This is a genomic window from Paraburkholderia sp. CNPSo 3272 (genome assembly GCF_024206495.1).
Classification (GTDB): Bacteria; Pseudomonadota; Gammaproteobacteria; order Burkholderiales; family Burkholderiaceae; genus Paraburkholderia.
Genome location: NZ_JAMBPQ010000024.1, coordinates 84952 through 105725, shown reverse-complemented (window position 1 = coordinate 105725; position 20774 = coordinate 84952). Strand labels below are relative to the sequence as shown.

Sequence of the window (20774 nt, the reverse complement as noted above, 5' to 3'; positions counted from 1 at the left end):
CCACTGCCGCCCGAACCGGCACCGCCGCCGCCCGAACCGGCGCCGGTTCGGGTGGCGGCGGCGCCGGTTCGGGCGGCGGCGGTGCCGGTTCGGGCGGCAGTGGTGCGGGAGGGAGCGGCCATGGTGCCGGTAGTTCTGGAGCGGGTAGTTCCGGTGAAGGCGGCTCCGGCGCAGGCAGCTCCGGTGCAGGCAACTCCGGCGCAGGCAGCTCCGGTGCCGGCAGCTCCGGTGCAGGCAGCTCCGGCGCAGGTAGCTCCGGCGCAGGCGGCTCCGGTGCAGGCAACTCCGGTGCAGGCGGCTCCGGCGCAGGCAGCTCCGGTGCAGGAAGCTCCGGTGCAGGCAACTCCGGCGCAGGCAGCTCCGGTGCCGGCAGCTCCGGCGCAGGCAGCTCCGGTGCAGGCAGCTCCGGTGCAGGCAGCTCCGGCGCAGGTAGCTCCGGCGCAGGCGGCTCCGGTGCAGGCAACTCCGGCGCAGGCAGCTCCGGCGCAGGTAGCTCCGGTGCAGGCAGCTCCGGCGCAGGTAGCTCCGGTGCAGGCAGCTCCGGTGCGGGCAGTTCCGGTGCAGGCAGCTCCGGCGCAGGCACGGGTAGCGCAGGCACGGGTAGCGCAGGTGCAGGCGCCGCCGGCGGAGGTAACGCGAGTGCAGGCGGCCCTGGCGTGGCTTCGGCCAGCACCCTGGCGAGCATGTTCGCCCGCTTGCGTATGAGGCAGAACGTGGTCGCGGTGGTGCCCCGGACCGCGCCTGATGCGAACTCCATAGCGCGCGCCGCGCCGGCAACATATACCCAACCGAGGGTGACGGGCGCGGGCGGCAGCAGAAACGCCCCGGCGACGGCTACCTCGGATACCGGCTACGGCCCGCCAGGCGTCACGGGCACGGGGACCGGCTCTCGCGGTACCGCGGCCGCCATACCGGTAAGCAGCGACTACAGCCGGCCGGGTGTCGGCCCGACTGTCGGTTCGGGCCCGTGGGGCGGCTTCGCCGTGGATACGGGCGGCATTGAGCCACCGATCCTGACGCCCAATGGGCCGGTCAAATGATCAAGGGCGGTCGCCACGCGGCCGGCGGGACGCATTGCTTCGACGTCGAGCCGCCGCGGCATTGAAGTGTCCTATGCGGGAGCCAATCACGGAACAACGTCTCGGCCAGTGTCGGCAATCCTCACTGCCCGCCCTCAGCCGTGCTTGCGCGGCACCGAAGTCAGCGCAACCGCCGAGCGCTCGACAGCGTCGGCGATCCGCTTCGACAGCACCGGATCCGGCACCGCCCGCGCCAGCGTGACGCCGCCCGACAACATCGCAAGCAGCGCGATCGCACGGTCGTCGCGCGACGCGCCAGGTTCGTCGGGCAGCCCGGCCGAGACCTCCTCGATCAAGCGGCGCAGTTCCGCCTCGTAGGCTTCGCGAGTCTCGCCGTCGGCGCGAACCATCTCGGGCGAAAAGCTCGGCAGCGCGCAGCTTTCGCCGATGTCGCAAGTGCGCTTCGGGCCCAGATAGAAGCGAATGAACGTCTTGAGCCAGCGTTTGCCGTGGCTCGCTTTCAGATCGGCGACGGCGAGCCGCAACTGTTCCATGCCGGCCAGAACCACCGTGCGGAACGCCTCGCCCTTCGATTTGAAGTGCCCGTAGAACGCGCCGTTGGTGACGCCCGCCTCCTTCGTCAAGCCGTCGATGCCGGATCCGCCATAGCCGTCGCGCCGGAACAGGCGGCTCGCTGCATCGACGATGCGTTTGCGGGTTTCGTTCTTGTGCTCGGCGGTATAACGCATCGCAACCTCACATTCGGAGCGATCGGTCTTTTTTCTTGCTTAAAGAGCGATCAGTGTCTATACATAGAGAGCAGTCGCTACATATATACCACTAACCGCAGTCACTGACACATGAGGATCTGACATGCCGATCACGCTGACCGTATCCGAAGGAGTGCTGTCCACCGAGGCCGAAGCCCATACCTTCGCCGCCTTGACGCAGGCGCTGTTGAGCGTCGCACAACTCGAAGGCAACGCATTCATGACGCCCAACGTAATCGGAACGCTGAACGTCATTCCGGCCGAACGCATGTTCTCGGCCGGCAAGCCTGCCGCCGCGGCCTTCGTCGAACTCACCCTGCCGCAAATCGCGCTCGCCACGCCCGAGGCCAAACGGGCGTTCACCGAAAAGGCGACCGCGATCCTCGAACAGGCGGCCGGTGGGCGCCTGAAGCGGGATCACATCTGGACCAACATCGTCTATGCTGCGGAGGGCTCCTGGGGCATCGCGGGCCGCGCCCACAGCAACGCGGAGCTCGTCGAGGCGATACAGGGAGCGGCGATCGCGTGAACCGGGCGATCGCATTCCACTGCTACCCGGCTTTCTTCGTTTTGTTGTGCGCCGTCTTCGGCGACTGGCCTAAGGCAAGATAAACGCGAAAGTCACGCGACGGGCGGCATCGCACCGCTGCTCGTCGCGCCAATCAGACCCGTGGAGATGCGCTATGGAGAGCCGCCCGAAACACCGCCGGACGCTGACTGCGCTGGTGCTCCTGCTGGCAGGATGTGCCGCTGGCGGCGTGCCACAAAGCGGGCCACAGCTGAGCGCAACGGAGTGCCGTGACCTGGCCGCGCTCAGAAGCAACGCGCCGCCGACGATGGCGCAACACCAAAGCGAGGTTGCGGCGTTGAGGAAGGCGGGCTACGACCCGTCACCATGGAACGACCCATACTATCCCGAGGATCTGCAGGCAGCGCAGCGCCTCGTCGACCATTGGTTCGCAACGGAGTGCCAGCAGTTTCAAGCCGGATGAGAAGCCCCGATACGCCTGCGATCTTCAGCCGTCAGTCGAGACTGTCACGCTCTCCCAGACACGGATTTCGTCTTCCAACGCGGACAGCTTGTCCCTCACGAGACCGAGTGCATCGCTACCGAGCAAAAGATGCGCGGGCGGGCGGTCCGCGGCGATAGCAGCAAGCATTGCACGCGCAGCCTTTTGAGGATCGCCGAGCTGTTTGCCGCTTTTCTCCTCGCGCGCTTTGCGGATGGGGTCGAATATCGCGTCGTAATCCGGGATCGAACGCGGCGTTCGTTGCATCGAGCGACCGGCCCAGTCGGTGCGAAAGGAGCCAGGCGCGACGGCTGTCACGGAGATACCGAAAGCCTTGACCTCTTTGCCAAGCGCCTCGGAGATGCCCTCCAGGGCGAACTTGCTGCCGCAGTAGTAACTGATGCCCGGCATGGTGATATAGCCGCCCATCGACGTGATGTTCAGAATGTGGCCACGTCTGCGCGCACGCATGAACGGCAGAACCGCCTTCATCATGGCGACCGCGCCAAATACGTTGACGTCGAACTGTCTGCGCATTTCGGCCAGGGGCGATTCTTCCATGACGCCTTCGTGCCCGTAGCCAGCGTTGTTGACCAACACGTCGACCGGCCCGACGCTCGCCTCGATTTCCTCGACGACCCCGTCGATCGCATCGAAGTCGGTCACATCGAGTACGCGTGCAAATACGGAATCTGCAGAGAGAGATTCGAACTCGCGCTGCGCCTCGACACTTCTGACGGTACCGACGACTTTGTGACCTGCCGCAACCGCCTCTTGCGCTAGCGCGCGACCAAAGCCGCTACTCACCCCGGTGATGAGCAGAATTTTGCTGGACTCCATTGAAGCTTCTCCCGAATGTGAACTATGAGTGCATACTAGTCTTCAGAACGGTGCGAACCAAGCGAAATTCCGCTATTTTTCTTGCCTAAAACTATGAGTACGAAGGCCGCCTCTACCCACAATCCTGACCTCTCGCCGCGCAGCCGCAAGCGCATCATTGCGTTGCTTCGCGCGTTGGCGCCCGAGGAAGGCTACAACCTCACCTCGCTGCCGGGCGTCCGTATCCTGCGTTCGAACCGGCCGCTGTCACGCACGCCGGTGCTCTACGACCCCGGCATCGTGATCGTTTGCCAAGGGCGCAAGCGAGGCTATTTCGGCGACCATCTCTACCTGTACGACGAACAACACTATCTGGCCGTGTCCGTGCCAGTTCCGTTCAGCATGGAAACCGATGCGACCGGGGAGCGTCCGCTGCTCGCGCTGTACCTGCACCTCGATTTCGCATTGGCCGCCGAACTGGCGGTACAGATCGATCGCGAAGGCGTAACGGAGCGCGTGCAAGCGCCTCGAAGCATGATGTCGACACCGATGGATGACGTGATGCAGGTCTCGGTGCTGCGCTTGCTCGAGGCGATGCATCAGCCTCTCGAAGCCGCCGTATTGGGTCCGTGCCTGCTGCGCGAACTCTATTTCCGGGTGCTCACCGGCGCACAAGGCAGTTCGATGCGAGAGGCGCTGGCGATGCGAGGTCAGTTCGGCCGGATAGGCCGTTCCCTACGCCTGATCCATGCCGGCTACGCGCAGCCGCTGGACGTGATGCAGTTGGCGCAGGAAGCGGGAATGAGTGTGCCGAGCTTCCATAGCCACTTCAAGGCGATCACCCAGGTTTCGCCGATGCAGTACGTGAAGTCGACGCGTTTGCATCAGGCTCGCCTATTGATGCTCCGCCAGGATCTGACCGCCGAGGCGGCGAGCCTCGCGGTAGGCTACACGAGTGCCTCCCAGTTCAGCAGGGAGTTCAAACGGCTCTTTGGCCTCACTCCTGCAGCGGAAACGAAGCGGATGCGCGCCGGCTTTGCCATTCCCGAGCCGTTCGCGGATGCGATATATGTTTCGTCGCACTGAGTCCGGCGCACGTTGAGCACGGACTTAGCGATGTACCGCCGCGTGTCATCGATTCCTTCGGTATCCTCACAGGCGGCCATAGCTGTGCAACCCGGACAGAAACATGTTCACCCCCAGGAACGCGAAAGTGGTGACCAATAGCCCTGTGAGCGCCCACCACGCGGCGACATGCCCCCGCAGCCCCTTCATCAGCCGCATATGCAGCCAGGCCGCATAGTTCAGCCAGACGATCAGCGCCCACGTTTCCTTCGGATCCCAACTCCAATAACCGCCCCACGCCTCGGCGGCCCACAGCGCGCCGAGAATCGTCGCAATGGTGAAAAACCCAAAACCGACGGCGGTCGACTTGTACATCACGTCGTCGAGCACGTCGAGCGCCGGCAGCCGGTCTGCCAGCACGCCCCGCTCCTTCAGCAGGTACGCCATCCCCACCATCGCGGATAGCGCGAAACTGCCGTAGCCGATGAAGTTGGCCGGGACGTGAATCTTCATCCACCAGCTTTGCAGCGCCGGCACCAGCGGCTGGATCTGCTGCGCGTCGCGCGCAATCGAGTACCACATCAGGAACCCGACCGCCGCGCTGACCACGAGCAACACGAAGGCGCCTAGCGAGCGCGTGTTGTAGTGCTCCTCGTAATACAGGTAAAACAGTGCCGTGATCACGCTGAACAGCACGAACACTTCATATAGATTCGAAATCGGAATATGGCCGACGTCCGCACCGATCAGGTACGACTCATACCAGCGCACCATCATCCCGACGAACCCCATCAGTACCGCGGCCCACGTCAGCTTAGAGCCGATTGCGCCACCCGACGGCGAGCGCGACAGCGTTCCCAGCCAGTAGAACAGCGTGGCCAGCACGAAAAGCACGCTCATCCAGAGGATGGCCGACTGGCTGGACAGGCAATACTTCAGGAAGAATGAGCTGTCGGCGCGCCCCAGGTCGCCCCGGTACATCTGGATCGCGCACAGCGATAGCGCTGCGATTGCGGCAATCAGCAGACGTGCGGGCCTCCATTGCCAGCCGAGCACGACGAAGGCTGGCACCGAGCACATCAATACCAGCTCGTCATAGGCGCTCATGGACGCGTGGTAGCGCAACAGGGCGAAGCCGCTGCCCGCAAGCATCGCGACGGCAAACAGCCAGTCGAATGCACCGAGGCGCCTCGCAAAGGAACGCTCCTCGGAAAGCAGGCTCGTTTGATCCGCGCTCCACGTGTGCCGAGGCCGATGCATCGCCACTGAAGCCGTTACCGCTGCATCGGAAGAGGATGGGGATGATTTCATGGCATTCACTGTTCAATGATGACGTCGACGCATCGGTGTCTGCGCGCCTGTTTACTCATCGATCGCCTGCGGGACCGGCAGACGCCTCCCCTTCCGGCGGAAACGCCTCGACATACGCCGCGACGGCACGCATATCCCGATCCGACATATTTGCGCACACAGCCTTCATGGCCGCGCCGCGAGGCCGGGAGTCGGTCCCCTGGAAGACCTGGAGCTGCTTCATGACGTAGTCCGCGTGCTGGCCCGCAAGCCGTGGAAACTGATTCATCCCTTCGCCATGCTGGCCATGGCACGCCATGCATGGCGCGACACCCTTGTCGGGCAGGCCCGAATGATAGATCGCGTTGCCTTCGTTGATGAGCGCGAGATCGCTTGCTTCGCCGAGGATCACGGGTTGACTCGAGAAGTACGTCGCAAGCTCGTCGATCTGCGCGTCGGTCAAATGGGTGAAACCCCACATAAAACGCTGCGCGTTCGGGTCGGCTCGCGAATGACTCTTGAAGTCCGTCAGTTGATCGACCAGGTATTCCTTGCGCTGCCCGGCGAGCTTCGGAAACGTAGGCGACACCGACACACCGTTCACACCATGGCAGTTCGAGCACACCTGCAAGGCGATGGTCTTTCCCCGCACCTGCGGATTGTCGACCTGCCGCGAATGCTCGAGGTCCTGACATGCCGTCCCGGCCAGCAGCATCCCGATGGAGATGATATGCGTCACTTTGTTCATGGCAACAACCTCCTTGTTGCAGCCTTTACGGCCCTCTGCAACTCTCACGGCGCACGTGCCATCACCATGAAGCAGCCCACAGATAGATGAAAAGCGTGTCGTTGTCTCTCGCGTTACGCCCGGCGCCGTCGTAGTTTGACGTCGCTCCAAGAAACTTGGTGTAGTGCGTGTACTGAATACCGACCCGAATGCGTTGATTCGGTATCCAGAATATTTCCGGCGTCCACCCCTGCGTGTTCGGGTGAAAATTCGCGCTGGCCGCGTAGGCGGTGCTGTCTGGACCACCCGTGGTATTGAAGAACGAAAGACTGAACCCGTACTTTGCCTGATACACATACGACGCCTTGATCCTCAACGAGTTGAGATTCCCCGACGTGCTGTCGCCCAAGACCAGATTGTTCGGATCATGGACGTTCTCAAGCACATAGCGAGCTTGCGCGGTAATCGTATGCGGCTCCAGCAGGTACTCGTACTGCGCGTCCACGCCGTAATCGCGGAAGCGCGTCACGCCCTGCGTGAAGATCGGGAACTGGTTGGAGTCGTTCGGATAGATGTTCACGTTCAACAGGAACGCGCCGACCATTGCGCTGTGCGGTCCCCACTCTCGCGTCAAGGCGATGCGCGCGTACGGGTTGTAACCGCGCAGATAAATTTGCGGGTGAGCCGCGTTCCCTTCCCGGTTACCGTGACTCATGAACGACCAGATGCCATCGGCCGTGCTGTATGCAGTCAGTTCGGCGTAGACCGTCTTGTTCCAGTACAGGTAGCCGCCGATGCCTGCCACCTGTGTAGCGAGACTGCCTTCGATCACCGGAAGATTGGGGATTTTGGCAACCGGACTGATCGTCGACGAAATATACGGGTAACCCCATGCCGGCGCGGAGTTCCAGACATCCTGCACAGTTGGATTGTTGTGCAGCGTTACTCCGAGGATAAGGTCGTTCGCTTCGCCCATAATCCGGTCCACGAACCGGAAGTCTGTATTGTCCGATGCCCAGTGGCCTTCCCATTTGTTCGTTGTGCCATTCTGATGGTCGTAGTTCGTGTAGGTAAACTGGGTAAAGGCCCCAATTTTGTCGGTGATCTTTCCCGCAAGAAAGATGCTCGCAAAGTCGAATATCGGAAGACCATTCTTGGTGTTGATGGTGTTGCCGCTCGAATCAGTATTGACTCGCGTCTGGCTCAGATCGCCGATTGCCATTGCAGCAATCGGGATCGTGCGTTCACCTAGCGTATAGCCAGTGAGCTTGAACATTCGCCCATAAGGCGTGAGCTCAGGAAATTGTCCCCCGGCGTGGCAAGCCACACAGCTCTGGCCGGTTTGGCGCGCGAAGATCGGCAACGCGTGGGCGATAGTCGCCGGCAACAATGCCAGCAACACGAATGCAAGTGCCCAGCCACAGAACAGCCAATGATGAAATGCTGCATGACTGACAAGTACCTTTGTCATAGCTGCCACTCCTGCGCCGCGTCGAGAAAATGCATCGCATCGGCGGTAGGCGCTGAAGTCCGTATTCCGGTTTGCGCGGCGATCAAGGAGCGACAGGCTCCAGCTGGTGAAACCGTTCACGATGAACCCTTTTCACGCACGCGACGTCTGCATTGTGCAAACGCGCAATCAGAATCGCGATGGGTCAACCTCCTCTATTTTTGGTAGGGGGCTAGCTAGCCGCCGCGATGCATCGCGTAGCGCGACTAGCGTTCTGCTTAAACGAGAAGGCGCCCCGAATATTCCCTAAGAGTTGCGCGGAACACGATGGAAAGGGTTCCGAAAGATCCGATAGCCGGCGCCAGACCGTGGCGCCGGCGCCCGACGCAACCGGTTGCCCGTATACGAACCCATGCGGCGTGAATTGGCGGGCCGCGCGGCCCGAGATCGTGTCGAATGTTGGCGTGCTTCGCTTTCGCCTGACGTTCGCGACTGACTGTATAATTCGCATCCCGAATCAATTGCCACGTAGCCGATTTTCCCGCTTTGCCTCGCCACTCACGCCGACATCTCGGCCGTCCTCCCCGTTCTGATAGGTGTGGGCGGCCTCGGTACGCGTTACAGTCTCCATTGAGGGCGCCGCCGCGCCCTCTCTTAGTGTCTCCTCAAACCTCTTGCCCGCCTCGTGCGGGTATTTTTTTTCCTCGCTAACGCATTGCACCTCCCACTCGTTCGCGATACGTAATTGCCAGGCAATCCTCTCCGTCTCATCCTGCACAATCGTCCCATCGAGCCAATGCGCATAAAACCCGTTATTTGGGACACCAGACGATCAGTGTTTACACGAATGGGTTAGGGTGCCTATCTTTTCATAATATCAACGCACTAAAAGCGGCGGTACGAGACTACTCCACAGGAGGCACCGTGACGGGCATCCGACTGAGCGGCGTAACGAAGCGGTATGGCGAAACCGAGGTGATCACCGGCCTCGACCTCGACATTCAATCCGGTGAGTTCCTTGTCTTCCTCGGTCCCTCGGGCTGCGGGAAATCCACCTTGTTGCGCATGATCGCCGGACTAGAAGCCGTGAGCGACGGCCAGATCAGCATCGGCGAGCGGCGCGTGAACGACCAGCCGCCGGGCAAGCGCGGCGTGGCGATGGTGTTCCAGCACTACGCGCTCTACCCGCACATGAGCGTGTACGACAACATGGCGTTCGGCCTGCGCAATACGGGCGTAAGCGCGGGCGAAGTCGAGCAGCGCATCAACGAGGCGGCGCGAATGCTCGAACTCGGCCCGCTGCTGCGGCGCCGTCCCGCCCAGCTGTCGGGCGGCCAGCGCCAGCGTGTCGCCATCGGCCGCGCCGTCGTCAAAGAGCCCGAAGCCTTTCTCTTCGACGAGCCGCTCTCCAATCTCGACGCCGCGTTGCGCACCCGCACCCGCCTCGAACTTGCGCGCATTCATCAGCGCCTGCATTCCACCATGGTGTTCGTCACGCACGATCAGGTGGAAGCCATGACGCTCGCCACGCGCATCGTCGTCATGAACCGCGGGCGCATCGAGCAGATCGGCGCACCGCTCGACATCTACAGGCGCCCCGCCACGCGCTTCGTCGCGGGCTTCATCGGCACGCCGGCCATGAACTTCATCGATGTCGAGCGCGTGGGCGACAACGGCGGCCGGCTGATCGTGGCTCTGCCGTTCGACGGCGTGGAGGCACCTACCGCGATTGCCGCGGCGAGCCTGCCAGCAGGCAAGCTCACGCTGGGCGTGCGCGCCGAACACGTGCTGCTGGACCCGCAAGGGCCGCTGGTCGGCCGCGCCGAAGTCATCGAACGGTTGGGCGACCGCTCGCTCGCGCATGTAGGCATGCCCAACGGTCAATTGCTCGTGGCCGAGTTGCCGCGCGCACGCGAACTCGAAATCGAAACTGGCGACACCATCCGCATGAGTCTCGACGCGGCGCACCTGCATGTATTCGATGAAACCGGCAAGGCCTGGCATGGCCTCTAACCGCTCGCTCGCCATGCGGATGCCGAAAACGCGCGAGGGCCGGCGGCGCAACCTGCGCGCCCCTGGTCCAACGCGCTGTTCGTGCTTCCGTTCGTGATCGTCTACGTGCTGTTGCTGATCGTTCCGTTGTGCTTTGGCTGGTGGCTCAGCCTGCAACGCGTGGACCTGCTAGCGGGCACGAGCGAGTTCATCGGCATTCGCAACTATCTCGATCTCACCCTCGACCCGATCTTCCGCGGAGCCCTGCGTAACACGTTCTATTTCGTCATCCTCACGGTCCCTGTATTCGTGCTGCTCGGTCTCGCGCTCGCGCTGGTGCTGAATCGACCCGGGCGCTTCGGTGCCGCGCTGCGCGCGCTCTTTTTCGGCTCATCCGTGTTATCGGTCACAATCGTCACGCTGGTCTGGAAACTCGTGATGATGCCCGGCAACGGCCTGCTCGCCGACCTGAGCCACGCGCTCCATTTGCCGGAATTCGTTCCGCTGATGCACGAGGCCACCGCGCTGCCCGCCATCGCCGTCGTCACTATATGGTGGATCATGGGCCTGCCGATGATGCTGTTCCTGGCCGCGCTCCAGCAGATTCCCCAGGAGCTGTACGAGGCCGCGGCGCTCGACAACGCCTCGCGCTGGCGCACGTTCACGAAGATCACGCTGCCTTCGATCTGGCGCACCGTTGCGCTCGTGGCGGTGATCGAAGCGGTGCTGCAGTTTCAGTTGTTCGGCCAGGCCCAGTTGCTCACGGACGGCGGCCCGAACAACTCGACGCGTCCGCTCGTGCAATTCATCTACGAAACCGGCTTCCGCCAATGGTCGTTCGGCTATTCCGCAGCGGCGGCGCAGGTGCTGTTCGCGCTGATGCTGATTGGCGTGGTTGCGCAGGCCTGGCTTCTGCGCAAGAAGGAGAAGGCATGAGCACGCTCGCTTTGGAAACCCGCTCGCGTGGCTCGCTGACGGGCCGCCTGGGCGACCGCCTGATGCTGGGCGCCGTGGTCGTACTCGCGCTTTTCTGGATCACGCCGCTCGTCTGGGTGCTGTGCCTCTCGTTCAAGCCGAATGCGTTTCTCGAACAGCACACCGACGTGCTCTTTTCGCCGCCCTTCACGCTGCAGAACTACACGAACATCCTCAACACCTCGGCGGTGGGCGGATGGCTCGTCAACAGCCTCATCGTTTCGATCGGGCAGACGCTGCTCACGCTCGTGATTGCCTCGCTCGCCGGCTATGGTTTCGCGCGCACCGAGTTTCCCGGCAAGCGCTATATCTATGTGCTTTGCCTTTGCGGACTCGCGGTGCCCGAGCAGGCGCTCGTGATTCCACTGCACCATATCTTCGCCACGCTGGACTGGCACAACACCTACGGGGCGCTGATCCTGCCTCGCCTTGCCTCGCCGTTCGGCGTGTATCTCATGACGCAGTACTTCAAGGCCGTGCCCATCGAAATCGAGGAGGCCGCATTGCTCGACAATGCCTCGCGCTTCAAGGTGTTCTGGCGCGTCGTGCTGCCGCTTTCGCTGCCCGCGCAGGCTACGCTCGCCATCTTCACGTTTCTCAGTGCGTGGAACGACTATCTCTGGCCGCTCGTTTCCGCCTCGAAGCCCGAGATGTACACACTGACGATCGGCCTCGCCTCCACGCAAGGCAATTTCGCGCAGTCCGAGGGCATTGGCTACCTCATGGCGCAGGCCGTCTTCGCCGGCCTGCCAATCTTCGTGCTGTATCTGTTCTTCCAGAAGTACATTGTGGCGGCCGTAGCCGGCACCGCAGTTCGGTAGGCGGCGCCCTCGAAGCACGCCTCGACAGGTCGCGCTTGATCCCCGCTTGATTCGCAGTACACACAAAATGACCCACTGAGAACGCATGCACAGCGCGCCAGCGGGGTCTTGCACAGGAGAGAGACATGAGAAGATCGTTGGTGCGCAGCGTACTCACGCTGGCTGCGCTCGGCCTCGCGGCGACCTTGACGGCGCCGGCCCAGGCGAAAACGGAAATCACGCTGTCACGCTTTTTCGGCGCCTGCGACGCCGAATACGGCAAGGTCAACGACGTGAGTCAGGCCTCGGGCGAGTGCGGCATCATCACGACGCTCGTCAACCAGTTCAACGCGACGAACAAGGAAGACATCGTCGTCAAGCCGCAGATCATCGAGTGGGCGCCCTACTATACGCAGATCGACGCGCGCATTCTGAGCCGCGACGTGCCGACCATCTCGGTCATGCACGAGTCCGTGCTGGGCGACTACGTGAAGCGTAATCTGGTCGAGCCGCTCGACGACGGCTTCAAGTCGGTTGGCGTGGACAAGAGCGATTTCACGCCCCAGGCCCACCGCGCCGTGACGTTCGGCGACAAGACCTATGCGCTGCCGTTCGACACGCATTCGTGGCTCTGGCACATCAACGTGAACCTGTTCAAGAAGGCGGGACTCGTCGACGCGAGCGGCAAGCCCATCCTGCCGAAGACGCCCGAGGAATTGCTCGCGCAGGCGAAGCAGTTCAAGGACAAGACGGGCCTGCCCTACTTCGCGGTGCCGATCGCCAACGAGTCGGCCGCGCAAACGCGCACGTTCGACACCTGGGTCTATCAGCAGAACGGCACGCTGTTCCCCAATGGCCCGACGAAGATCGACACGCACACGCCGGCCGCCACCAATGCGCTAACGCTCTACGACAAGCTCATGAAGGCGGCCGCGATCACGCCGGGGCTCGACTATGGTGCGGCCAACCAGGCCTTCGAAAACGGCAAGGCGGGCGTGCTCATGTGCGGCACGTGGATGATCGAGGACTTCACGAATCTCGCGAAGAAAACGGACTCGCCGCTTGCCAACGGCTACGACGTGGTGCCGTTCCCGAATCTGTATCAGAAGAAAGCGGTGTGGGCCGACGGCCATTCGTGGGTCATGCTCAAGGGCGGCGCGAAGGACGAAAAGACCCGCCACGCCGCGCTCGTGTTCCTCAAGTTTCTTTACGACCACGACGGCGACTGGGCCCGCACCGGCCATCTGCCCGCGCGCCAGTCGATCATCACGAGCGCGACGTTCAACGCGCTGCCGCACCGCGCCGAAATCAAGGAGATATCGACCACCGGTTACGCGCTGCCGAACACGGTGCCGCGCCAGTTCGCGATCCAGCAGATCGTGGGCGAAGAGATCAGCAACATGCTCTCGACCGGCAAGTCGGTCGCCGACGTGCAGAAGCAAGCCGAAGAACGCACCAACGCCCTGCTCGCGCGCTAACGCCGCTGGCGGTCGAGGCCGCCCGGCGCGGCCGCCTCACTTCACATAGCTACAGGATGGATAGAGGAACACCATGATCGCTTCCCGCCTCATCGTCGATCGCGACTTCGTCATTTCCGAACTCGACCGGCGCCTCTTTGGCGTCTTCGTCGAGCACATGGGCCGCTGCGTCTACACCGGCATTTTCGAGCCCGGCCATCCGGACGCCGACGAGCGCGGCTACCGCAAGGACGTGATGGCGCTCACGCGCGAACTCGGCCCGACGATCGTGCGTTACCCGGGCGGGAATTTTCTTTCTGGCTACAACTGGGAAGACGGCGTGGGCCCGCGCGAAAAGCGCCCGCGCCGCCTCGATCTTGCGTGGTACTCGACCGAAACCAACCAGTTCGGCACGAACGAATTCATCGAATGGTGCCGCTCGCTCGACATCGAGCCCATGTACGGCGTGAACCTCGGCACGCGCGGCCCCGACGAGGCGCGCCGCTTCGTCGAATATTGCAATCATCCGGGCGGCACGGCGCTCTCCGACCTGCGCCGCGAGCACGGCTATGAACAGCCTCACGACATCAAGTTCTGGTGTCTCGGCAATGAAATGGATGGCCCGTGGCAGATCTGCCGCAAGACCGCCGAAGAATACGGGCGCGCCGCGCTCGAAACGGCCAAGCTCATGCGCTCGGTCGATCCCACCATCCAGCTCGCCGCGTGCGGCTCCTCCACGCACGAAATGCCGACGTACGGCATGTGGGAGGACCGCGTGCTCGACCATTGCTTCGAGCAGGTCGATTTCATTTCGCTACATACTTACTTCGAGAACCGGCGCGACTCGACGGCGGAATTCTTCGGCAACATCGAAGTGATGGATCTGTTCATCAAGGAAATCGTTTCGGTGGCGGACAGCGTGGCCGCGCGCAAGCATTCGTCCAAGCGCATCATGCTTTCATTCGATGAATGGAATGTCTGGTACAAGGCGCGCACCATCAACGATCTGCGCAAGCCGGGCTGGCCTGAGGCGCCGCGGCTCATCGAGGAGGTTTACAACCACGAGGACGCGCTCGTAGTAGGCGGTGCGCTCATCACCATGATGAACAATTCGGACCGCGTGAAAACCGCCTGTCTCGCGCAACTCGTCAACGTGATCGGGCCGATCATGACGGAGCCAGGCGGCCGTGCGTGGCGCCAGACCATCTTCCATCCGTTCGCGCAGGCATCGAAATTCGGCCATGGCCGCGTGCTCAAGGCGGTGATCGATTCACCCACCTATGAAGCGGAAACCTTTCCGGAGATCCCCTATCTTTGCGCGGCGGTGGTGGACGATCGCGCCACGGGCACGACGACCCTCTTCGCGCTCAACCGCCACCTGAGCGAAGAAATGGAACTCGATGTCGAGCTGCGCGGACTCGGCAAGGAACGTACGCTCGATCACGCGCTCCAGTTGTATCATGCCAACATGAAAGCGGTGAACACGGTGGAGGCGCCGACGACGGTGGCGCCGGCAGTCAACAGCGCCGTGTCGGTCGAGGGGGAACGCGTGCGCGCGAAGCTCAAACCGGGCTCGTGGAACGTGATTGTGACGACCGCCCGATAACACAGCACGGACACGCTGTGCACGACGTCCATGAAGGGGAAGTGATGTTCGAGCGCGAACCGATCGTTGGCAATATAACAACGCAGATCGCCAAGATTATCGGCATGCGCGTGGTCTCGGGCGAGTTCGCGCCCGGCGATGCGCTGCCGGTCGAGAGCGAACTGTGCAGCGCGTACGGCGTGAGCCGCACCACCCTGCGCGAAGCGATCAAGCAGTTGGCGGGCAAACGGCTCATTGCCGTTTCGCCCAAGATCGGCACACGTGTCCTGCCCTTCTCCGACTGGAACCTGCTCGACCGCGATGTGCTCGCGTGGCGCCTCAATGCGCAGTTCGACTCGAAGATCGTCGAAGACATCTTCGAAATGCGCATCTGCTTCGAGCCGCGCGCGAGCTTTCTCGCCGCGCGCCATGGCAAGGAGGAGACCTTCCAGATCATCGAGCGCCGCTACCTGGAACTGGCCAGCGCTTATGGCCACTCCGCCCAGCATGGCGCCTCGGACATACGCGCGGCTGCCGACGCGAACCTCGAGTTCCATCTCGCCATCATCACGGCCTCGCAGAACGGCATGTTCATCACGATCGGCAACGCCATCAAGGCCGCGCTGCGCGTGTCGTCGGAGATGATGCAGCGCCAGGCCGCGAAGCCCAGCGAAGATCTCGAACTGCACGATGCCGTGCGCCGGCACATCGTCGCGCGCGAAGCCGACGCTGCGGCGGCTGCGATGACGCGCCTGCTCGAGCAGTCGCGCGACCGAATTCTGCGTTATACGATCGCGCCTTGACGAGCGCCTGGACCCGCCGAATCGGGACGTTTCCCTCGGGGTGCCAGATCGCCGGGATCGCCGGTTCGCGCAGTCGGGCATGACCGTTGCGCCGAGGCGTCGTACGCGGCGGCACCGCCCGTCGAAAGCGAAGGGAGACAGTCATGAGGCAAACCGTATTGGGCGTCTACGACAGCTATGCCAGCGCATGTTCCGCGCAGAAGGCACTAGGCGACGCAGGCGTCGCGCAAGCCGATATAGCCATTTACTCGATGTCGATCGAGGCTCCGGCGGAAAAAGGGCCGCGCGTGTATGCACCGGGCGCCAGCGATACTGAGCAACGCACGCCGGTATTCGATCAGCTCGAACGCTTGTTCGCGCGGCTCTTCACGCACGGCGCATATCCGCCGGAGACCGAAGATTACCGGGAGTTTATCCGTCGAGGCGGAACCGTCGTCAGTGCGGACGTTTCCGAAATGCAGGTGAATCTGGCGCGCGAAGTGATGCGCAGCGCGGGCGCAGCGGACATCGAGGAACGCAGCCGTGCCTGGCACAACGCGTCGTCCGGCAGTGCACCCTCCATGAGTACCGCTCGCGCGGGCGGCAATTTCCACGAGACGTCGCCCGAACCGGCCATCCAAACACGACAGTCCGCATTTTCTTCTGCAGTGCCAACTGTAGTCAGCGGCATGCAGCAGGTCACAACGCACGCAGCGACAGAGCCCGAACGAACCTCGAGCGCGGGCGATGCGCCGCAGACGTCGGCGAGAGGCCTGGTGGGCGATCCCGTCATGGGCACCCCACTCGACGACAGATCCTACGAGACGGAAGTCCGCAAAGACTATGACGCAAACTACGCAGACTCCGGCATGTCCTACGAAGAATATTGCGCAGCCTACGAGCACGGCACAACGCTAGGCCAGGATGAACGGTATCGCGGACACGACTGGCAAGGCATTGAGCCGAGTGCCCGCGAGGATTGGGAGTCGCGCTACCCGGAAGACGGCTGGGAAAGATTCAAGGCGGCCGTGCGGCACGGATGGGAGCGCATGAAGAGGGTTTGACGCCGCCTGCTTCAACCTTCCTTCTCTTTTACCCAGGCTGCCGACCCTGGCAGCTTGGGAACGTGCGCCCGATTCATCGCCCTCCCCGCCCCTTACACCCCGTGCGCAAATCTCGTTTGCGTCATTCCTTCGGTTCCAGTCCGGTTCCGCGCCTCGCCAGCGGTTCCCCCGCCGATTTCCCGCCTTTCAAACTTGCCCATTCGTATACCCCTGGAAGGACTCGTAAGCGATTGCCCAAAGGCCACGCTGATTCGTGCTTCATGCAACCGCTCTGGAAGCGAAGATTTGCCTCGCCGCACGCCGATTGCCCCCGATCGGCGTAAAGCGGGGCGCGCTTCCCCCCTTCTCGGCGCGCCCCTTTTTTGTTCCATTGCGCCAAGGAGGCCCATCTGACCAGCCCTATCGGTTCGAGCAGTATCGCGCACACGTCTTCGTTGACGACGCTGGGCGAAAACCACAACACCAGGAACTCCAGCACGGGAGGCACCGCCGGCAACCCCTTTCCGCAGCAGGAAACCGTGAATCCGGCCACGCCGATCGGTCCGCTCGGCCACAACATCAACACATCGGCATGACCACTTCGCTGTCACGGGAGCCGTCGACGCAGCGCTCGCCCATGTGCCTGACACCACGGTTGTCAACGCATGGGGTGCGCGCCGCGTCGGCCATTGCCCTCGCCTGCCTGGCGCTGCCGCTCGACGGCTGCGCCGTGGCGGCCTTTCCATGCCGGGTCGCATCGGCCACGCTGAAGATCGTGCCGCTGGTCGGCCATCCCGCAGCCGTGCCGTTCGACGCGTGCGCGGCGGCGGTCGACTGATCGAGGTTTAGCCGATGAAACGGGCGTCATTGATCGCATTCGTTTTGAGCGCGGCATGCCTGGCCGCGCCGCTCTCGCCCGCGTATGCGGACACTCACTACGAAGGGCGCGTGCAAACGTACGTCGCGCCGCCGGCCCCCGCGCCGGCGAACCCGCCGAGCGCGGCGAGCGCAGTGATTACCGCGAACGCGGTGCTTGAGGCAAACGCAGCAAAACCGCCCGCCCCGCCGGCGAAAAAGCGGCGACCGGCGCCGGTTGCATTTCGCACCCGTCCGCGCGTTCCGGTTGCGGATGACTCGCCCTTTGCGTTTCGCGGCATTGTGCTCGGCACGCCGCTGAGCGCGCTGCGGCAAACGGACATGGTGCGCGCGACGCCGCACGAGAGCGAACTGCTGTGCGAGACCGACATCGCGGGCAGCGACATGGGCATGATGGTCAAGAGCTACACGAGCCAGACGATCGCTTGCCGTTGGGCGCACCACACCGCGCAAGGCTGGACGCCCTCGCGCGCCGTCGTGGACGGCGTGCCCGCGGTGGACCATATCCTGCGCTTTGCGCACGCATCGGCCGGCGACCCGCTGCGGCTTTATGAAATGTCGTTCGTCGTGGACTCCACAACGGCATTCGACCTGCGCAACCTGCTCGCCTCGCGCTACGGAGCGCCGCGTGTGCTTGGCGCGTCTTCCCTGCCGCTGCTCGTGTGGGAGAACGCATCGAGCACGATCACCATCTGCCTGCTGCCCGACAGCCAGCGCGCGACGCTCACCTACCTGCTCAAGCCGGCCACGCTGCGCGCCAAAGGCAGCGAGAAGACGCTCAAGCTGAGCCAGTTCGACGAAGGCTGAAACGGTGCACGCCAATCCGTCGCCGCCTCGGCGAACTCGACGAAGCCGCTGAATTCGCTAAATCCGATGAATCACTTTTGCACCTGCTCCTCCGTCATGCCATTCAATCCATCGGAATCCTCATTTTCCAGCGCATGCCGCGCGACTCGTTTGAAAGGTCTGCCGCGTGTGTTGCTGTGCGCATCGCTCGCCGCGGCGCTCGCTGGCTGCGCGACGCCGGAGTCGATCGTCAACACGCCCATGACGCCGCCGCTCGCGGAACCGCTGCTGAACGTCAATACCAGCGGCTCGATCTATCAGTCGGGCACCGCGATCTCGCTGTACGAAACACCGCGTGCGCAGCGAATCGGTGACGTGCTCACGATCCGGCTTTCCGAAACCTATAGCGGCAACGATGTCGCGAATGCGGCTGCGAAGCGCGACAGCAACATCACGGCCACGGCCGCCGACCAGTCGACCGGCGCGGCGGCGCGACTTGCGCGCCTGTTCAATATCGGCTCGGCTTCGACCTCGTTCAACGGCAGCGGCAGTCACACGCTTTCGAGCGACATGACCGGCACGCTGGCCGTCACGGTCATCAGCAAGACGCCAACGGGTAATCTGGTGGTCTCCGGGGAGAAGATCATCGCGATGAGCGGTGAGCATCAACGGTTGCGGCTTTCCGGGATCGTGAATCCTAACGATGTGGAGGCTGATAATTACGTTGAGTCGGGGAAGATTGCTAATGCCCGGATCGAGCAGGTGGGGCGTGGGTTGCTCAATGATGCGACTACCGTCGGGTGGTTGCAGCGGATGTTTCTGAGTGTGCTTACGTTTTGAGTTTTCTTGTTTGCTTTTGCGTTTTCTTGTTTTCTTGTTTTCTTGTTTTCTTGTTTTCTTGTTTTCTTGTTTTCTTGTTTTCTTGTTTTCTTGTTTTCGCGGTGGTCTGCTAGCGTTGCCCCTGTGCGGGGCGGCACCTCCTTTCTTTGCCGCGGCAAAGAAAGGAGGCAAAGAAAGCCGCTCAAACCGCTAGCGCCTGCCACGGTTCACATCGCGCCGCTAACGGTGAATGGCTCCGGAGCGTCTGTCATCTCGCACCTTCAAAGGTAGTGACAAGGCGCTCATTCATCCCGCTGCTCGCTACGCGCGCTGCGGCTGGGTCTGCAGGGGAAACCAAGGGGCCGGTCAGCCTCGGCGAATGCATGCGCACCGATTGTTTCAGGTTATGCCCTTCGGCGCGCGGAGCGCCGCCGGAAGGATGAGCGCCTTGTCACTCCGGTTGTGGGCGAGTGGCGACAGACGCTCCGGAGCCATTCACCATACGGCGAGATGTGAACCGTGGCAGGCGCTGGCGGTTTGAGCGGCTTTCTTTTGCCTACTTTTCTTTGCCGCTGCAAAGAAAAGTAGGTGCCGCCCTGCACAGGGGCAACCCAGGCAGACCGACGCGAAAACAAGGAAATGCCAATGGTTTAAAACAGAGCCCGAAAAATCAGTCATCCTCATCTTCGGCCGTTTCACCTTCAAACTCATCCCCATACTCACTGCCGGCTTCACCGGCCGGCTCCCGAGCGGCATGCTCACCAAACCGCTCGGCAAACCCCACCTCGCCATCGGGCACAAACACATACCCGTGCCCCCAAACCGTCTGAAGATACCGCGGCTCAGAAGGATCGGTTTCAATAAGCCGCCGCAGACGCCAGATCGCGACATCGAGACTACGGTTCCGATACCGCCCAGCCTCCCCATACACGATTTCAATAATGCGTTCGCGCGAAAGAATCGTCATCGAGTGATTGACGAACAGCTTGAGAAACGCGAATTCGCTCGAACGCAGCGGCATGCGAACTTCGTCGCGATACAGCTCCCGCGAACGAAAATCGAGTTCAAACGGGCCAAAGCGAAACGATTCCCGGCTCTCCGGCGCACCCGTGAGGTTCGATATGCTGCGCCGGCGCATGACTGAACGAATGCGCGCCACCAGCTCGCCCGGATCGAACGGTTTGCCCACATAGTCGTCGGCGCCGAATTCGAGGCCCAGCACGCGGTCGATCACTTCGTTGCGCGCGGTGAGCATGATGACCGGCAAGTCGTCGCCGCTTTCGCGCAAGGCGCGCAGCGCGCTGATGCCGTCCACTTCCGGCATCATGATATCGAGCACGACAACCTGCGGGCGCTCTGAGCGCAGCCGCTCCTGCATCGCACGCACGGAAGGCAGCGTCGTGACAGTAAGGCCGCGCATCTGCAGGTATTCGGCCGTGACGTCGCGCACGACCGGATCGTCGTCGACGAGAAAGATATTATTTGCCATGCGTAAATCGTAAGGGACGA

General features: G+C 62.6%; 22 protein-coding genes. 14 read left to right on the top strand and 8 right to left on the bottom strand.

The features are described from left to right. The coding region (locus M3I53_RS25530; protein WP_254318616.1) for a hypothetical protein at positions 1–757 on the bottom strand (757 nt) is incomplete at its 3' end. A 417-nt stretch (positions 758–1174) separates the two neighbouring features. Then, positions 1175–1768 (bottom strand): TetR/AcrR family transcriptional regulator, encoded by a 594-nt coding sequence (locus M3I53_RS25525; protein WP_254318615.1) that lies wholly within the window; start codon positions 1766–1768, stop codon positions 1175–1177. Positions 1769–1892: 124 nt separating this feature from the next. Here M3I53_RS25525 and M3I53_RS25520 point away from each other — a divergent pair, with 124 nt between their 5' ends. Further along, a complete protein-coding gene (locus M3I53_RS25520) occupies positions 1893–2318 on the top strand; it encodes a Tautomerase enzyme (protein ID WP_254318614.1) in 426 nt (141 codons plus the stop codon). 154 nt (positions 2319–2472) lie between these two features. Further along, positions 2473–2781: a DUF4148 domain-containing protein gene (locus M3I53_RS25515; RefSeq protein ID WP_254318613.1), complete on the top strand. Its 309-nt coding sequence runs from the start codon at positions 2473–2475 to the stop codon at positions 2779–2781. Between the two features lie 24 nt (positions 2782–2805). Here the strand turns inward: M3I53_RS25515 and M3I53_RS25510 are convergent, their stop codons facing one another. Further along, positions 2806–3639, bottom strand: coding sequence for an oxidoreductase (locus M3I53_RS25510; protein WP_254318612.1), 834 nt, complete (start codon positions 3637–3639; stop codon positions 2806–2808). A gap of 93 nt (positions 3640–3732) precedes the next feature. On the opposite strand from M3I53_RS25510, the gene M3I53_RS25505 reads away from it, so the two are divergent. Continuing rightward, the gene (locus M3I53_RS25505; RefSeq protein ID WP_254318611.1) at positions 3733–4704 is read left to right on the top strand and encodes an AraC family transcriptional regulator; all 972 of its coding nucleotides are present in this window, start codon (positions 3733–3735) and stop codon (positions 4702–4704) included. 66 nt (positions 4705–4770) lie between these two features. Here M3I53_RS25505 and ccsB read toward each other — a convergent pair whose 3' ends face one another. The 3 genes from ccsB to M3I53_RS25490 all read right to left on the bottom strand — a co-directional run bounded on the left by ccsB (position 4771) and on the right by M3I53_RS25490 (position 8291). Further along, positions 4771–5943, bottom strand: a complete 1173-nt coding sequence (gene ccsB, locus M3I53_RS25500) for a c-type cytochrome biogenesis protein CcsB (protein WP_254318624.1) — start codon at positions 5941–5943, stop codon at positions 4771–4773. 106 nt (positions 5944–6049) lie between these two features. Then, the gene (locus M3I53_RS25495; protein WP_254318610.1) at positions 6050–6721 is read right to left on the bottom strand and encodes a cytochrome c; all 672 of its coding nucleotides are present in this window, start codon (positions 6719–6721) and stop codon (positions 6050–6052) included. 61 nt (positions 6722–6782) lie between these two features. Next, the gene (locus tag M3I53_RS25490) at positions 6783–8291 is read right to left on the bottom strand and encodes a cytochrome C (protein ID WP_254318609.1); all 1509 of its coding nucleotides are present in this window, start codon (positions 8289–8291) and stop codon (positions 6783–6785) included. Between the two features lie 783 nt (positions 8292–9074). On the opposite strand from M3I53_RS25490, the gene M3I53_RS25485 reads away from it, so the two are divergent. From M3I53_RS25485 to M3I53_RS25440, 10 genes are all read left to right on the top strand, one after another. Further along, the gene (locus tag M3I53_RS25485; protein ID WP_254318608.1) at positions 9075–10163 is read left to right on the top strand and encodes a sn-glycerol-3-phosphate ABC transporter ATP-binding protein UgpC; all 1089 of its coding nucleotides are present in this window, start codon (positions 9075–9077) and stop codon (positions 10161–10163) included. A gap of 81 nt (positions 10164–10244) precedes the next feature. Continuing rightward, positions 10245–11078 carry a carbohydrate ABC transporter permease gene (locus M3I53_RS25480; RefSeq protein ID WP_254318607.1) on the top strand — a complete coding sequence of 278 codons (834 nt, stop codon included), beginning with the start codon at positions 10245–10247 and terminating at the stop codon, positions 11076–11078. Then, a complete protein-coding gene (locus M3I53_RS25475; protein ID WP_254318606.1) occupies positions 11075–11938 on the top strand; it encodes a carbohydrate ABC transporter permease in 864 nt (287 codons plus the stop codon). Before M3I53_RS25480 ends, M3I53_RS25475 begins: the two co-directional genes overlap by 4 nt. Positions 11939–12063: 125 nt before the next feature. After that, positions 12064–13395: an extracellular solute-binding protein gene (locus tag M3I53_RS25470; RefSeq protein ID WP_254318605.1), complete on the top strand. Its 1332-nt coding sequence runs from the start codon at positions 12064–12066 to the stop codon at positions 13393–13395. A 73-nt stretch (positions 13396–13468) separates the two neighbouring features. Beyond that, positions 13469–14980 carry an alpha-N-arabinofuranosidase gene (locus tag M3I53_RS25465; protein ID WP_254318604.1) on the top strand — a complete coding sequence of 504 codons (1512 nt, stop codon included), beginning with the start codon at positions 13469–13471 and terminating at the stop codon, positions 14978–14980. Positions 14981–14997: 17 nt separating this feature from the next. Beyond that, the gene (locus M3I53_RS25460) at positions 14998–15762 is read left to right on the top strand and encodes a FadR/GntR family transcriptional regulator (protein ID WP_254318603.1); all 765 of its coding nucleotides are present in this window, start codon (positions 14998–15000) and stop codon (positions 15760–15762) included. A gap of 143 nt (positions 15763–15905) precedes the next feature. Next, positions 15906–16805, top strand: coding sequence for a hypothetical protein (locus tag M3I53_RS25455; RefSeq protein WP_254318602.1), 900 nt, complete (start codon positions 15906–15908; stop codon positions 16803–16805). A gap of 434 nt (positions 16806–17239) precedes the next feature. Then, a complete protein-coding gene (locus tag M3I53_RS25450; protein WP_254318601.1) occupies positions 17240–17380 on the top strand; it encodes a hypothetical protein in 141 nt (46 codons plus the stop codon). Continuing rightward, positions 17377–17622, top strand: a complete 246-nt coding sequence (locus tag M3I53_RS25445) for a DUF6726 family protein (protein WP_375542578.1) — start codon at positions 17377–17379, stop codon at positions 17620–17622. The genes M3I53_RS25450 and M3I53_RS25445 overlap by 4 nt, the downstream gene beginning before the upstream one ends. Before the next feature lie 14 nt (positions 17623–17636). Then, positions 17637–18467 carry a hypothetical protein gene (locus tag M3I53_RS25440; protein ID WP_254318600.1) on the top strand — a complete coding sequence of 277 codons (831 nt, stop codon included), beginning with the start codon at positions 17637–17639 and terminating at the stop codon, positions 18465–18467. Between the two features lie 71 nt (positions 18468–18538). Here M3I53_RS25440 and M3I53_RS25435 read toward each other — a convergent pair whose 3' ends face one another. Next, positions 18539–18709, bottom strand: coding sequence for a hypothetical protein (locus tag M3I53_RS25435; protein WP_254318599.1), 171 nt, complete (start codon positions 18707–18709; stop codon positions 18539–18541). On the opposite strand from M3I53_RS25435, the gene M3I53_RS25430 reads away from it, so the two are divergent. Then, positions 18636–19286 (top strand): flagellar basal body L-ring protein FlgH, encoded by a 651-nt coding sequence (locus M3I53_RS25430; protein ID WP_375542579.1) that lies wholly within the window; start codon positions 18636–18638, stop codon positions 19284–19286. The two genes, M3I53_RS25435 and M3I53_RS25430, sit on opposite strands and share 74 nt — an antisense overlap. A gap of 649 nt (positions 19287–19935) precedes the next feature. Here M3I53_RS25430 and M3I53_RS25425 read toward each other — a convergent pair. Beyond that, positions 19936–20754 carry a response regulator gene (locus tag M3I53_RS25425; protein ID WP_254318597.1) on the bottom strand — a complete coding sequence of 273 codons (819 nt, stop codon included), beginning with the start codon at positions 20752–20754 and terminating at the stop codon, positions 19936–19938. Positions 20755–20774 lie beyond the last annotated feature (20 nt).